12 protein-coding genes and 1 tRNA gene are annotated in these 13,976 nt (G+C 59.2%); 6 read left to right on the forward strand and 7 right to left on the reverse strand.

Annotated features, from left to right (window positions below):
- The first annotated feature begins 111 nt into the window (after positions 1-111).
- From L1A08_RS13450 to L1A08_RS13465, 4 genes are all read left to right on the forward strand, one after another.
- Positions 112-184 (forward strand) — tRNA-Lys (locus tag L1A08_RS13450).
- Between the two features lie 270 nt (positions 185-454).
- Positions 455-1,378 carry a DUF1559 domain-containing protein gene (locus tag L1A08_RS13455; protein WP_238756956.1) on the forward strand — a complete coding sequence of 308 codons (924 nt, stop codon included), beginning with the start codon at positions 455-457 and terminating at the stop codon, positions 1,376-1,378.
- 2 nt (positions 1,379-1,380) lie between these two features.
- Positions 1,381-1,905, forward strand: coding sequence for a hypothetical protein (locus L1A08_RS13460; RefSeq protein WP_238756957.1), 525 nt, complete (start codon positions 1,381-1,383; stop codon positions 1,903-1,905).
- A gap of 6 nt (positions 1,906-1,911) precedes the next feature.
- Positions 1,912-3,141 carry a PepSY-associated TM helix domain-containing protein gene (locus tag L1A08_RS13465; protein WP_238756958.1) on the forward strand — a complete coding sequence of 410 codons (1,230 nt, stop codon included), beginning with the start codon at positions 1,912-1,914 and terminating at the stop codon, positions 3,139-3,141.
- 24 nt (positions 3,142-3,165) lie between these two features.
- Here L1A08_RS13465 and L1A08_RS13470 read toward each other — a convergent pair whose 3' ends face one another.
- The 6 genes from L1A08_RS13470 to L1A08_RS13495 all read right to left on the reverse strand — a co-directional run bounded on the left by L1A08_RS13470 (position 3,166) and on the right by L1A08_RS13495 (position 10,652).
- Positions 3,166-4,557 carry a hypothetical protein gene (locus tag L1A08_RS13470; RefSeq protein ID WP_238756959.1) on the reverse strand — a complete coding sequence of 464 codons (1,392 nt, stop codon included), beginning with the start codon at positions 4,555-4,557 and terminating at the stop codon, positions 3,166-3,168.
- Positions 4,558-4,837: 280 nt separating this feature from the next.
- Positions 4,838-5,527: a bacillithiol biosynthesis deacetylase BshB1 gene (bshB1, locus tag L1A08_RS13475; protein WP_238756960.1), complete on the reverse strand. Its 690-nt coding sequence runs from the start codon at positions 5,525-5,527 to the stop codon at positions 4,838-4,840.
- A 68-nt stretch (positions 5,528-5,595) separates the two neighbouring features.
- Positions 5,596-6,099: a DinB family protein gene (locus L1A08_RS13480; RefSeq protein ID WP_238756961.1), complete on the reverse strand. Its 504-nt coding sequence runs from the start codon at positions 6,097-6,099 to the stop codon at positions 5,596-5,598.
- A gap of 133 nt (positions 6,100-6,232) precedes the next feature.
- Complete coding sequence (locus L1A08_RS13485) at positions 6,233-7,567, reverse strand: dihydroorotase (protein WP_238756962.1); 1,335 nt, start codon at positions 7,565-7,567, stop codon at positions 6,233-6,235.
- 303 nt (positions 7,568-7,870) lie between these two features.
- On the reverse strand, positions 7,871-9,601 hold the full coding sequence (locus L1A08_RS13490; RefSeq protein ID WP_238756963.1) for an NADPH-dependent assimilatory sulfite reductase hemoprotein subunit: 1,731 nt from the start codon (positions 9,599-9,601) through the stop codon (positions 7,871-7,873).
- 604 nt (positions 9,602-10,205) lie between these two features.
- Entirely contained in the window at positions 10,206-10,652 is a 447-nt protein-coding gene (locus tag L1A08_RS13495; RefSeq protein ID WP_238756964.1) for a MarR family winged helix-turn-helix transcriptional regulator, read from the reverse strand.
- A 141-nt stretch (positions 10,653-10,793) separates the two neighbouring features.
- Here L1A08_RS13495 and L1A08_RS13500 point away from each other — a divergent pair, with 141 nt between their 5' ends.
- Both L1A08_RS13500 and L1A08_RS13505 read left to right on the forward strand, forming a co-directional pair.
- Complete coding sequence (locus L1A08_RS13500) at positions 10,794-11,651, forward strand: SDR family oxidoreductase (RefSeq protein ID WP_238756965.1); 858 nt, start codon at positions 10,794-10,796, stop codon at positions 11,649-11,651.
- Positions 11,652-11,677: 26 nt separating this feature from the next.
- The gene (locus tag L1A08_RS13505; RefSeq protein ID WP_238756966.1) at positions 11,678-13,051 is read left to right on the forward strand and encodes an alkyl/aryl-sulfatase; all 1,374 of its coding nucleotides are present in this window, start codon (positions 11,678-11,680) and stop codon (positions 13,049-13,051) included.
- Between the two features lie 7 nt (positions 13,052-13,058).
- Here the strand turns inward: L1A08_RS13505 and L1A08_RS13510 are convergent, their stop codons facing one another.
- On the reverse strand, positions 13,059-13,751 hold the full coding sequence (locus tag L1A08_RS13510; protein ID WP_238756967.1) for an NAD(P)-dependent oxidoreductase: 693 nt from the start codon (positions 13,749-13,751) through the stop codon (positions 13,059-13,061).
- Between the last annotated feature and the right edge of the window lie 225 nt (positions 13,752-13,976).

Consider the following 13,976-nt stretch of genomic DNA (forward strand, 5'->3'; position numbering starts at 1 on the left):
CCCTGCGAACGCGAACAGAACTTCGGTTGGCCGTGTCCTCCGAGGGTTGCTTGCTTTTCAGGCCTGTGCCTGTAGAATTCGAAACGTCCGGCCTGCGGTCGCGACCAGTACGCCCCTATAGCTCAATTGGCAGAGCAACTGACTCTTAATCAGTAGGTTCAAGGTTCAAGTCCTTGTGGGGGCACTTGATCAGAGGCGAAAAGCCCTCGGAATCGCAAAGGCGGTGAGATGCATTTCTCACCGCCTTCCTTCATGCGCGCTGCGAAATCTCCATTCCCTCGAAGTTTCTTCTTCCTCCGTTGCAATCGATCAGAACGGAGACTAAACTGTGGAACCGTATTGAGATTGAGTCTCAATCGCATAACTGCCCCGGTAGTCCCGCCGTTTCGTTCCCGCCGTCCAGGCACTGTCCCAGCAGGCGGCCGAACTTCTCCTCCTTGCATAAAGGTGAACCATGCCTCACCGTACTCAACAACGACTGCGTCGAGCATTTACTCTTATTGAACTTCTGGTCGTGATCGCGATCATCGCCATTCTGGTCGCGTTGCTGCTGCCGGCCGTCCAGCAGGCCCGTGAGGCGGCTCGTCGTTCATCCTGCAAGAACAACCTGAAGCAGATCGGTCTCGCGATCCACAACTACCACGATACCCACAATCGTCTCGCTCCGGCCTGGGCCGATTGGGACGGGCTCTGGTCCGATGCGAATCAAACGGCTCACATCAACGTGTCGATCCTCCCCTTCCTCGAAGCGGGCAACACTGAAGAGCTGTTCGACTACAACGTCCGCTGGGATCATGCGAACAACGCCGACATGGCCACGCTGATGCCCGCCGCCTACCAGTGCCCGTCGACCCCCGGATCAGGCGATCCCGAACCGACCAGCGGATTTCAGACATCCGATTACACTTACCTGCGTAGTGACACGGGCTGGCTCACCGATTCGGCTCCCGGCAACTCGATGTTCGATCAGAACCAGTTCCGCCGCTTTCGCGACGTGACTGATGGGCTGACAAATACGATGATGCTCTACGAGTCGGCCGGGCGGGCTTCGCTTTACGTCGGCAACCAGACCACAACCGCCCCCGCCGGCTGGACGGGCGAGTACCGCAGCTGGGCCGGACACTTCAACTCCGGTTGGCTTTATAACTTCCAGGTCACCATCGATTCCGGCGGGGGACCTCCGACGGTCGATTACTACGTCGGCAACCAGGTGATCAACGTCAGCAACCTGTACGGGGCCTCCTTCTCCTTCCATACGGGCGGCGTGCAGTTCTGCCTGGCCGACGGTTCGGTCCGTTTTCTCAGCGAGAACATCGACCTGAACACGCTCAGTGCATTGACTTCGATCAACGGTTCCGAAGTTGTCGGGGAGTTCTAAGAATGAACCTGCGATGCTTCCAGAAAGACCGCTTCTCCCGTTCCACGCTGGCCTCTCTCCTGCTGGCGATCGCGATTTGCCCGCTCTGCATTGGATGCGGAGGAGAAGACTGGCAAGCCGAGACTTATCCGGCGCGGGGATCGATCACCATTAACGGGGAACCGCCAGCCGGGGCCTACATTCAGCTTCACCCAACGGGAGAAGCCACCGATGTCCGTGACTCCCGTTCCTGGGCCCTTGTAAAAGAGGACGGCACCTTCACGCTCACGACGTACGAGTCGGGCGATGGCGCTCCGGTCGGGAATTATGCGGTCACAATCCGCTGGTCTCCCGACGTGAATTCGCCGTCGATGGCGGATCGGCTCAATAACGCCTACTCCAACCCGGACCAATCGGAATGGAAGGTCGACATTGTTGAGGGTGAAAACGAGCTTCCCCCGATCGTGATCGAGGGAGCCACCGTCCTGGACAATGACAAAGCCAGCAAGTCGAAGAAACTACCTCCCGGGCCAGAGATGGGAAACTAGCCACCAATGAATCCGACGACCGGACAGGCAAGCAGCACTCCTTCGAGTGGTACGCGTTTTCGACTGCGGACGCTCTGGCTGAAGACGCACCGCTGGCTCGGCCTGACGGTCGGGCTGCTGCTCGTGTTGATCGGTCTGACCGGCAGCGTTCTCGTCTTTGACCACGCGATCGATGAATGGCTGAATCCGGAGCTGCTGCTGACCGAAGAAAGTGGGTCGCGACAAAGCCTTCAGAACGTAATCGAAGCCGCCGAGCAGTCGCAATCTGCCGATGCGATGTCGGTCACGAAGCCGCGGGTTGAAAACGGCGTCTGGTCAGTCTGGTTTTCGACCGGCACAAAGGAAGATCCGAAATTCACCGCCGTGTACGTCGATCCTTACACTGCCGAGGTCAAAGGCCAGCGGACGTGGGGCGAAGACTTAATGACCTGGATTTATCGGCTGCATTTCCGTCTGGTCGCCGGCTGGGTCGGAGGAGTGATCGTAGGAATCTGTGGTTTGATTCTGATGATCTCCGTCGCCACCGGAGTTTACCTGTGGTGGCCCCTCTGGATGAACAGCTGGCGAGCAGCGTTCGCTGTCCGGGGCGGACCACGCTTCAACTACGATCTCCACAAAACGGTCGGAATCGTGAGCACTGTCTTCCTGTTCGTGCTCGCCTTCACCGGGGTCTACATGGAGTTCCCCCAGTATGTGAAGCCGATTTTCACCGTGTTCTCGGAAGAAACGAAACATCCTCGGGGCCTGAAATCGGATGTGGTCGAGGACCGCGAAGCCCTCACCGCCGATGAAGCGATCGCGATTGCTCAGCGTGAGTTTCCGGATGCGATCTTCGACCATCTGCATCCCCCCGAAGACGAAGAGGGGACTTACGAGGTCGCATTCCGTCAGGAAGGAGAGGTTCAGAAAACCTTCGGCAGAGCACAGGTCTTTCTCGACCAGTACACCGGAGAGGTCCTCACTATCCGCGATCCCCGGCAATTTACAGCCGCCGATACGCTGCTCGCCTGGCAATTTCCCCTGCACAGTGGCGAAGCATTCGGTCTGGTCGGCCGCTGGCTGGTCTTCTTCAGCGGTTTGACTCCCGCCGCCCTGTACGCAACGGGAACCTTGATGTGGTGGCGGCGACATCGCTCCCGCAAACGAAAAAAGCTGGTTCAAACGTCAAAGACGCAAGAACCAGCTGAGACTCCAGAACTCGTTGCCGCCGCGACAATGGCGAGCTGCGAGACATAGTGTTTCGGGCTAACTACCCGGCAATCAATTCGCGAACCGCTCCAGTACGCGCAGGTTCTGTTCGGTGTCCCGGATGGGCTGGACGAATTGATGGCCATCGAGACCGCCGCGGATGGCGGCCCAGGAGTCGAGGGTCTGCCGAACCTGCCGGTGGAAACTGGCCTGGCTGCTCGACAACGCCAGTTCCAGATCCTGACAGTCCTGCGCGAACATCCACGCGTTGTATTCGTTGCGACGCCCTCCCTGCTGACGGACCAGCTGCAGAATCGTCTGAGCCTGGCCCTGCAGTTCGCTGATAAGCCGCGCGAGCTGAGTCGGCTGCTGCTGTTGCGGGGCCACCCGCAGTTCGTGCCGTAGATCGTGAATCACCTGGTGAATCATTCGGCCGGTCTGCCAGTCTCGGTACATCAAATCGGACCGATAAATCGCGTTGCTGACTTCCGCCCAGTGGGCATCGACTTTCCCGAACGACTCCACAACGTCGCTGTGGTCACCATCGCGGCGGACTGTCTGCGAAAATCGCTGCGTTTCTCGAGCGAGCTGCTCGACGGCCCGTCCCGGCTGGAAGCGAGGCAGATTCCCGCGGCGAATCTCGTCGGCCAGCCGCTCGGTCAACTGCACGAGACGTCCGGCCAGTTCAGCCACTTCGTTTCTGTTGTAAACGTCGGCCTGCTCGAAGTTCATCTCGGCATGAAAAAGATTGTCGAGCTGGTTAATCGATTGCACGACAGCGAGTGTCCGGTTCGAGAACTGCCCCTCGGCGAACAGGTAAGCCGCCGGGTGCCAGGCTTCATCGAACGCCGAGTACTCCGCGCGAACGCGATTGTAATCGCCCCCTTGAATGATCAGGTCGGCAAAGTGCGAAGCATGGGTACGGGCTTCCTGAAGCAGTTCCTGGTGTTCTCGAGTGATATTCTCGCGGCTCGTCAGTGCGTAGAGGTAGTTCAGCTCCGAACGGAATGATTCAGCCAGCCGCTGATACCGATTGTCGCCGCCATGTCGCGGAGGCCCCGGATCATTCGGATAGTAACCCTGCTGCGGGGGCAGACCAGGTGTCGGCAACGTCGGTGCCGGTTTGCGGGTTCCCCAGTCAAAATTCGGCGGATCGTATTCATCCGAGAACCCCGGCCCTCCGGGAAACACGGGACCTGCGACCGGGGGTGTCAGGACTGGACCATAACCCGGTGGAACCGGCTGAAAGCCCGGCTCATCGTAGACCCAGCGGTTCGTCTGTTCGTCGTACCGCAATCCCTTCGAAGGCTGATCTCGCGGAGCAGGCTTCTCATCGGCTCGATCTTTCAGCCGACCGCGAAAGCGATCCGAGTCGGACTGAGCCTGGCTGACTGCGATTGGCATCAGGCCGATCGCCAGCAGACAGAAAAATGGAACGATAAGTCGTCGGGTTGAATTGAACATCTACTTGTTTTCCTGAATCAAGTCGCGACTGCAGCCCACTGATGAGCCCCCTGTCGAATGCAGAGACTCCTGCAGACTTCGTGCCCTCTCTTGAGTATCCGCGATTCCAGACGCCCTTCAACAGAATTTCCGTCGGGACGGTGGAACAAACCGAACGGGCCGCCTGAGAACGCGGCGCAGTCAGTGCTTTAGTCCAAGCGGGACAAAGCCGCAGCGAGGGACGTGCGATTTCCAGTAACTGAGTTCGATCTTCCCGTCGAAGCCGTTTCAAACGGCACGATCAGAACAATCCCTTGACCGAACTGATGCGGATCTCTTCGCGGGAAAGCAGTGGTTCGCCGTATGCCGAGTGAATGGACCAGCCCCAGTAACGGGCCCGATCGCGTATGTCATCGAGCGGAGTCGGGAACGACGGATCACGGCCGGTCGTCACCTGAGATTCGTAACAGGCAATGGAGGCCATCTTCTGATCGATATAGTCGCTGACATCAATCACCACGCTCGGCTTGGGGTGAATCCGCAGATGCACGCTGAAGTAGTAGAACATCTGCGACGGCCAGTAGGGCTCGCCTTCGAGATCGGTTCGAGACAGCTTCGACCAGAACCGGGCGTCGTCGCAGAGCTGACTGGCCCGCACATGATCGGGATGGGCATCTTCCGGCCAGGGGGCCAGAATCATCTTCGGCCGCTGCGTGCGAAACACGTTCGTCAGTGCCCGCCGCGCGTCGAGCGTGTCTTCCAGCTGGCGATTCGGCAGGCCCAGATTGTCGCGCCAGTGGACGCCGAGCACCTTCGTCGCCGTCGCCGTTTCCTGACGACGAAGTTCGTTCGTTCCATGCGGGGTCGGTTCGCCGCTCGTCAGATCGAGAATGCCCACCTGCAGTCCCTCGGCAATCGCCTTGAGCATCGTGCCGCCGACACTGATCTCGGCATCATCGGGATGAGTCGCAACAACAAGCAGGTCGAGCATGATTCAAGATTTCGAGAACGAAAGGTGCCACGTGTGTGAAAGCGTGTCGGCTGGGACATCAACCAGTTCTACCCGCGGTCGGTCAGCGGGCGGTTCCCGAGGATGCGGTGAATGGTCGACAGCTGGCCGGTGTGAATGCCTTCGTGCCAGGCCGCCATCTGGAAGACGTGGCCAACATTCTTGAAGAACGGCGGCACCCCATCCGGCGTCGGCTCAACGAATCGCTCTTCCGGACATTCTTCCAGGGCGCGAAGGAACATCGCACGCATATCTCGCATCAGCTGACGAACTTCTTCGATCGGTGGATAGTCCGAAAGGTTGTCGAGCGGCGTGGTGCTCTTTGCGAACAGCGGGAGATACTTGGAGAGGTCGCATTTGTACTCGCGGCTCACAAACCGAGACAGGCGACCATCGACCACGGCGAGATGCCCGGCAATCCACATCGCATGATTCGTTCCCGGAGCCGGTCGACGGACCCAGTCTTCGGGGTTGGTGAACTCATCGAGAATCTTCTCGGTCGCGGCTCGGCTCACTTCCAGTCCGTGACGAAATCGCTGCTTGATATCTGACAAAACTTTCTCCCTATAATCGTCCCGCAGGGGTTATTCAACCTGTCGGGCAGGCTCTCGCCTTCATGCGTATTCAAATAACAGACGGGAGCAGCGCTCCCTGACGGCCATCGGCCTCGTCCTGACGACGTCTGGCTCAATCCGACTGGCCGCGGAACGTCGCTTCCCGGCCGCGGTGGTCGGTATTCACTTTCTCGCCATCGTAAACCAGTTCGCCCATGCACCAGGTTTTCACCGGCCAGCCGGTCAGCTCGACGCCATGCCACGGCGACCAGCCGCATTTCGTCTGCTGGTTCTCATTGAGCACGGTCTTCTTGAGATTCATGTCGACGAGCACAACGTCAGCATCATACCCGTGCTTCAACTGCCCCTTGTTGTCGATCTTCCAGACACGGCCCGGAGCTGCGGTCATGCCGTCGACCACGCGTTCGAGCGGAAGTTTCCCCTCGTTGACCGCGTTGAGCATGAGTGCCAGCGAGTTCTCGACCGCCGGCAGCCCCGACGGCGACTGCGGATAGGACTGCTGCTTCTCTTCCAGCGTATGCGGAGCGTGATCGGTCGCGATGACTTCGATCGTCGATTCCTTCAGCGCCTGCCACAGTCGGGCGTTGTCCTCTTTGTTCTTGATGGACGGGTTCATCTGCACCAGCGAGCCGAGCCGGTCGTAGTCGTCGACATGGAACAGCAGATGATGCGGACAGACCTCGGCTGAGACGACACTGTCGTCAATCTGTTTCAAACTCGAATAGTACGCATAGAGCAGATCGCACTCCGCAGCTGTGGAGACATGGAGCACATGGAAGTGGTGGTGATACTTGATCGCCAGATCCATCGCCCGCCGTGTCGCGATCAGAGCGGCTTCGTGGTCGCGAATCTTCGAGTGATCGCGAAACGTCTTGCCACCCTCCAGTTTCGCAGCGTTCGCCCGAACCGTGGTTTCATCTTCGCAGTGAGCACAGATCGGCAGATTCGTTTCCGCGAAGATCCGCTCCAGAGCCTTCTGCTCGTCGACCAGCAGATTGCCCGTGCTCGAACCGATAAAGATCTTGATCCCCGGCGTCCGCTCCGCCCGTTGCAGTTCCTGCACATTATCGGGGGTTGCCCCGATGTAGAAACCGTAGTTCACAATCGACTTCGTTGAAGCCAGTTCGAGCTTGTCGTGCAGGGCCTGCACACTCGTGGTCGAGGGCTTCGTGTTCGGCATCTCGAGAAAGGTCGTGACTCCGCCAGCCGCGCAAGCCCGGGAGCCGGTGTGCAAGTCTTCCTTGTGCGTCAGCCCGGGGTCGCGGAAGTGGACCTGGTCGTCGATCACGCCGGGAATCAGATGCAGCCCGGTCGCATCGATCACTTCGTCGGCTTCCACCTGCACGGCGGGATCGAGCTCGATCTTTCCGTTCCGCAACAGCACATCGGTTTGATGCAGCCGGTCCGGGAGCACACAGGTCGCATTCCGAATCAGAGTCGTCGTCATACCGCAGCTTTCAAATGTCGATTCAAAGTCGTCGAGCAGGCCCCGTCATCCCAACCCGAAGCGTCCTCGAGGGTAGTGGACGCTCCCGCGGAAAAGGGCGTAGATTTTGCTGTTTCGTCATCCGATCAATGTCACTCGCGGGGGGCGCCGACGTTCTTGCAATGTTGAACGCTCGCCGCTGTCCCCCCACCAACGAAAACAGTCTACCGGCTTCGTTCCCGCATCGACAGGCTTCCGTCCATAACGCGAAGAAGCCGCAGGTTTCCCTGCGGCTTCCTGCCGTTTTCATCGCTGCTGTTCGACTCAGGCTGCTGCCGCCGAGCGATTTTCCAGGTCATCCAGACCTTTGCGATCGCAGAAGTCGCCGAACGTTTCGTCGTCGTTGCGGGCTTCCTTGTAGTACGCGAAGATCGGTGCCAGTGTCGGCACGATGTCTTCGAACTTAACCATATCCTTGTAGAGGAAGGCCAGCCGCGTTCCCAGGACGTTGCCACCGAGGAACAGCGTATATTTGTTGACGGCTCGTCCGACCAGACCGATATCCGGCGTGTAAGGACGAGCACATCCGTTCGGGCAGCCCGTCATGTGAACACTGATGCGTTCGCCTTCGAGTCCCTGTCGAGCCAGTTCGGCTTCAATCTCATCGAGCAGCGAAGGCATCACCCGTTCCGATTCCGTCACGGCCAGACCGCACATCGGCAGAGCGGGGCAGGCGATCGCGAACCGGCGGGTCAGCGTGTAATCTTCCGCCAGCTTGATGCCGTTCTGGGTCAGGATCCGCGAAATCTCGTCCTTGTCGGCCGGGTTGATGTCACAGAGGATCATCGACTGCAGAGCGGTCAGACGGACCGGCATCTTGTACTTGTTGAGGACTTCCCGCAGACCGGTTTTGATCCGCAGCGAGCCTTCATCCTTGATGCGGCCGTTCTCGATATTGATGCCGAGAAACAGCTTGCCGTCTCCCTGCTCCCGCCAGCCCATGTAATCGTCGACGCCGGTGATCAGAGCCCCGTTCACCGGAGCCAGCGGCTTACCGTAATACTCAGCGACCTTGTCACGGAACTTCTCGATGCCCCAGTTGTCGACCAGGTACTTCATGCGGGCGACCTTCCGGTCTTCCCGGTTGCCGAAGTCGCGCTGAACCTTCACCACGGCTTCGGCCACGGCACAGGCTTCTCCCGGCACCACGAAAGCCATCGGCTTGCCGAGCGCGGGGTACGTTTCTTTCTTGGCGGGCGTGCGGCCCATGCCACCGCCGACGTAGACGTCGTAACCGATGACGGCGTCGTTCTCGACAATCGCGACGAAGCCGAGGTCCTGCGTCAGAACATCGATGTGATTGTCTTCCGGCAGCGCGACGCCAATCTTGAATTTGCGAGGCAGGTAGGATTCGCCGTAAATCGGCTCTTCGACCGGTTTGAACTCGGCAACCTGCTGCTTCTCGCCATCGGGATCGGTGACCCAGAAATCGAAGTAGGCGGTTGACCGCGGCTTGAGATGAGCGGCCAAGGCGTCGGTCGTTTCCTGCATCTGCTCCAGGACCGGGTTGTTCCTGTACGGAGCCGGATTGCACATCACGTTGCGATTCACATCGCCACAGGCGGCGTAGGAATTCAGCTTGATGCGGGTGATCTCGTGGATCGTCTTCTGCAGATCGGTTTTCAGAATACTGTGCAGCTGCAAGGCCTGACGGGACGTCAGCCGCAGCGTTCCTTCGCCGTACTGATCAGCCAGATCGAGCTCGGTCAGGAACTGATCGGCGGTCAGCTTACCGCCCGGAGGGCCGGTGCGGATCATGCAGCTGTAGGCTTTGCCCAGCCGGTTCCCCTCGTCGTCCTTGCGGTTGCGGAGGTCGCGGTTGTCCTGCTGGTAGGTGCCGTGGAACTTCAGCAGCTGGGCGGCATCACCGGAGAAGCTGTCGTCGCTGTTTTGCAGCTCTTCGCCAATGGTTCCCCGCAACTGGTTCGAAGCGGCCTTGATCCCTTCCATTTTCGACAGGGAGTCCGTGGAAATTTTCTGATCGGTATCGGACATCGATCCTTCGTCTTTCGCTTACAAAGCCGTGTGAAACAAACCGCGACCGCGGGAGCCGCCGGCTCATCCGCGTGAAAATGCTGTCAAAACCCGGGCACCGGCCCGCAGCCAACCGCCGCGGATTACCGGTTCTTCCCAGTTGTCCAGCAATTGTAGTGGGGACCAAAAATTTTGAGAAGGGGAAGTCACAACGAGCCTCAGAAGCCGTTTTCTGCACGAATTACAGCCTCCATCGGACGTTCGACACTTCACAAAACACCCAAGTTCACCCAGAGCGTCAACGTGTCGCAGGGGCGGTGGCATGGTGGACAGGTTTTCGGGTAGGATTCACGCACTCCTGGGTGCCATGCCCACGCTTGCGTGGGCATGCAATGCGGGTGGCACGCACGACCGGCCATCGCAACCAATAAGACGAACACTTGGAAGTTTCAGCAGGCAGGCGATTCGTTCGCGACTCCACGCCAGTAATAACCCCCGGATGTTCGATAACGAAACGGGTAAACTGAGATTCTTCGCACAGGACAGGCATGCCCACACAAGCGTGGGCATGGCACCCGGCACGCGGCCCGACAAGGAGGCAACGCATCCGGTGTCCTCACGCCCCTCACGCCTTCTCGTCCAGGGCGATCAGGTTGTCCATCATCTGGCTCATTACTTTCAGGCCGAGTTTCCATTCGTCGACAGTCAGTCCCCGTTTCAGACTGTTTCGCAGGGCCTTGAACGGCGGGAGCAGTTTACTGATCAGCTTCGTTCCGCGGGGGGTCGGGTGAATCAGGATGGCTCGTCCGTCGCTCGGGTCCGGTTCGCGACGGACCAGGCCCTTCCGCTCCAGACCATCGAGTTGCCGCGTGATGGTGGTCCGGTCGCGGAGCATGATCTCGGCGAACTCGCCTCGCCGCAATGGCTGGCCGGCTTCGACCAGCACCATCAGCAGCGCGGACTCTTCCGCCGAGAGCTCTGATCCATTCTCGGCCAGCACCTCTTCGATCCGCATCCGAAACAGATACGCCAGGCGGCTGATCACAAATCCGGGGCGTTCAGGATCGGGCATTGGAATTCTCCCCTGAGAACTATAATGAAATTTCAAGTGTTGACCGCCACCTATATGTACCATACACTCAATTGCGTGCATCGTACACATACCAGCGACGGAGTTCAAGGTCTTTCACTCCGCATCAGAGGAGGAAATCGAATGGCGAAGATCGCAGTAACGGCGGCCAGTGGCCACCTTGGCGGAGAGATTGTCAAAGCCGTGGTCGATCTGATCGGCTCGAACCATGTCATCGGGCTGGCCCGCACTCCCGAGAACGCGGCTTCCCTCGGCGTGGAGATTCGACCCGGCGATTACGAATCTCGAGAGCAGCTCGAAAATTCGCTCGCTGGAATCGAGACCGTGCTGCTGGTGTCCGGCATGGATGATCCGGCGAAACGCATCGAGCAGCATCGCAATGTCATCGAAGCAGCGAAGGCGGCGGGCGTCCGCAAGCTTGTCTACACCAGCGTTCAGGGAGCCGAGCAGGGGACCGCCTTCTCCCCGATCGTGCACAGCAACCGGCAAACCGAACAGGATGTCCGCGAAAGCGGCCTCGACTGGGTCATCGGTCGTAACGGGATCTACATCGAACCCGACATTGACTATCTCGACACCTACCGAACACAGGGCGAAATCGCCAACTGCGCCGGCGACGGAAAATGCGGCTACACCACCCGTCCTGAACTTGCCGCTGCTTACGCTCACCTGCTGACCGAATCGAAACACAACGGGCAGACGTACAACCTGCACGGCGAGCCGATCACCCAACAGCAGTTGACTCACTTTCTGAACGAGACTTTCGGAACGGATCTGAAATACCGTTCGATGTCGGTCGAAGAGTATCGGCAGGATCGCATCGCCGAACTGGGCGACTTTATCGGCACGGTCATCGCCGGCATTTATGAGGGCATCCGCAACGGCGCCCTCAATAACGAAAGCCATTTCGCGCAGGCCGCCGGCCGCGAGCACCAGAGTTGGACAACGTACTTCGACAATCTGGCAACAACGAGAAGATAACCGCCTCACTCGAAGGAGAACAGAAGATGTCTTTCATTTCCAAGTCGGCCTGCCTGACGCTCGCTCTGTGCCTGGTAGCCGGAGTCGCACACGCCGACACGCAGGTTGAACCGCAGACCGCGAAGAAGATGCTCAACACTCAGTCGCAGCAGTTCGAGCAGCAGGTGGTCAAAGTCGCTGACAACGTCTTCACCGCAGTCGGCTTCCACGGGGCGAACACCTCGATGATTGTCGGCACCGACGGCGTCATCATTGTCGATACGCTCATGGGACCAACCAGTGCCGGCAAGGCGATGGAGGCGTTTCGTGAGTACAGCGACAAACCGGTGAAAGCGATCGTCTATACGCACAGTCACGGCGATCACACCGGGGGAACCAGTGCCTTCATCGGAAGGAATCGCCCCGACGTTTATGCGGCCGAGAACTTCGGCTCGGCGGAGGGAGTGAACGAAGACCTGCGTCCCATCGCCGGGAAACGGGGAGCCCGCCAGTTCGGACGCTCGTTGTCTGACGAGGAGAAAACCAATCGCGGCGTCGCCCCCGCCAATACCTACGATCGCGACCGTGGCGAAGGCTTCATTCCTCCCAATCGTCTGATTCCCCAAGATGGTTTGAAAACGACTATCGCGGGAGTCGAGATCGAGTTCCATCGCGGCCCCGGCGAGACTGACGATGCCATCTACCTCTGGCTGCCCCGGGAGAAGGTGCTGTTCTCAGGCGATAACTTCTATCAGGCCTTCCCCAACCTTTACGCCATTCGAGGCACCGGCTACCGCAACGTGATGAAGTGGTCGGACAGCGTCGGAGAGATGGCGAAGCTGAAGCCGCACGCGCTCGTTCCCGGCCACACCACGCCGATTCTGGGGGAAGAGAAGTCCGTTGAGATGCTGAGCAACTACAGCGAAGCGATTCGCAGCGTCTACGAGCAGACGATCGCGGGAATCAACGCGGGGAAGGGACCAGATCTGCTGGCCCATGAAGTGGAGCTGCCGAAACATCTGCAGGACAAGCCGTATCTCACCGAATTCTACGGCTCGGTTCCTCATGCCGTCCGCGCCATCTATTCAGGACTGCTCGGCTGGTACGATGGCAATCCGTCGACGTTGAGTCCGTTGGAGCCGAAGCTCAAAGCGACAAAGATGGCCGAACTGGCCGGCGGCACCGCTCAGCTGACTGAGAAAATGGAAGCTGCCCTCGCGGCGAAAGACTACCAGTGGGCGCTCGAACTTTCGGACCATGTGAAGTGGCTGGAAGACGCCGACCGAAAACGGGCCCGCCAGGTCAAGATCGAAGCCCTGCGCGGTCTCGCTGCCCGCGAATACAATGCCCCAAACCGGAACTACTACTCCAGCTACGCCAACGAACTCGAGTCGGGGCAGCTGAGCGAAGTCTGGTTCTAGTGCATTGTCATGCGTCGGCGGCAGTCGCATGGGCCAGGGCCGATTCCGACTGGCAGCTGACGATCGCCGGGGCTTCGTGGATGAGGGTGTCGTTGGTCAGGGCGTCGACCATGAACAGGGCGAAGTCAATGCGGCGGGTGCGGTTGCTGGCAAGGATGGGATCGCCGATATGTTTGCTCCAGACGGGCAGACCTTCGCTTTCCCCTTCCTTGAGGTCGCTGCCGCGAACGACGGTCCACTTGAGAGGACTCGCAAAAATCCGGCGGCAGGCTTCGACTTGATCATCGATGTCAACCAGCCGGAGCGTCCGCGCGATCCAGCCGGCGACTTTCAGCAGCGTCAGAAACATCCGGGAGTAGACGTCCTGGCCATCCTTTGAAATGTGCCAACCGCAGGAGAAAATCAGCCGGGCGTCCGGCTCGGCATGATCAAGCACTGCCTGAGCGGTTCCGGACGCATAGTCGTTTACACCCCACGGCACGAGCACTGTCAACACGCCATCACACCCCGCCACGGCTCGTCCGATGACATCGCGATCATTCGTGAACCCCGGCTCAATTCGGATCTGATCCCGAAACGCCTCCAGCTTATCCACACTCTTCGGCCGACAGACCCCGACCACCTCGTAGCCCCGATCCAGACAATGCTGGACCATATAACGGCCCAGTTTCCCGGAGGCTCCGACAATGCATACTTTCATAGTTGAGTCGATCTACCCGGGTTGATCTGATCTGCAATCGCGAGGCGCGTTCCCTCGAAAGGATGGCCCGGAGGTTTACCTCCGGGTGACGCAGTCACAAGCAGTCTGCCGTTCTCGCCTGCACTGCCAGAGAACTCCGCAATTGTGAACGACTGAATAGATCCACCATCGCTTCCGATTTGCAGAACGACGGTCGCCCGATTGCTTGTTGCTTCGCAATCCGGA

Origin of the sequence: Rubinisphaera margarita (assembly GCF_022267515.1) — a bacterium.
Classification (GTDB): domain Bacteria; phylum Planctomycetota; class Planctomycetia; order Planctomycetales; family Planctomycetaceae; genus Rubinisphaera; species Rubinisphaera margarita.

Excerpts from the sequence above, each read along its gene's own strand:
- L1A08_RS13505 (WP_238756966.1), top strand. The coding sequence starts at position 11,678 with ATGTCTTTCATTTCCAAGTCGGCCTGCCTGACGCTCGCTCTGTGCCTG.
- L1A08_RS13490 (WP_238756963.1), bottom strand. The coding sequence starts at position 9,601 with ATGTCCGATACCGATCAGAAAATTTCCACGGACTCCCTGTCGAAAATG.
- L1A08_RS13455 (WP_238756956.1), top strand. The coding sequence starts at position 455 with ATGCCTCACCGTACTCAACAACGACTGCGTCGAGCATTTACTCTTATT.
- bshB1 (WP_238756960.1), bottom strand. The coding sequence starts at position 5,527 with ATGCTCGACCTGCTTGTTGTTGCGACTCATCCCGATGATGCCGAGATC.
- L1A08_RS13500 (WP_238756965.1), top strand. The coding sequence starts at position 10,794 with ATGGCGAAGATCGCAGTAACGGCGGCCAGTGGCCACCTTGGCGGAGAG.
- L1A08_RS13510 (WP_238756967.1), bottom strand. The coding sequence starts at position 13,751 with ATGAAAGTATGCATTGTCGGAGCCTCCGGGAAACTGGGCCGTTATATG.
- L1A08_RS13470 (WP_238756959.1), bottom strand. The coding sequence starts at position 4,557 with ATGTTCAATTCAACCCGACGACTTATCGTTCCATTTTTCTGTCTGCTG.
- L1A08_RS13460 (WP_238756957.1), top strand. The coding sequence starts at position 1,381 with ATGAACCTGCGATGCTTCCAGAAAGACCGCTTCTCCCGTTCCACGCTG.
- L1A08_RS13465 (WP_238756958.1), top strand. The coding sequence starts at position 1,912 with ATGAATCCGACGACCGGACAGGCAAGCAGCACTCCTTCGAGTGGTACG.
- L1A08_RS13485 (WP_238756962.1), bottom strand. The coding sequence starts at position 7,567 with ATGACGACGACTCTGATTCGGAATGCGACCTGTGTGCTCCCGGACCGG.
- L1A08_RS13495 (WP_238756964.1), bottom strand. The coding sequence starts at position 10,652 with ATGCCCGATCCTGAACGCCCCGGATTTGTGATCAGCCGCCTGGCGTAT.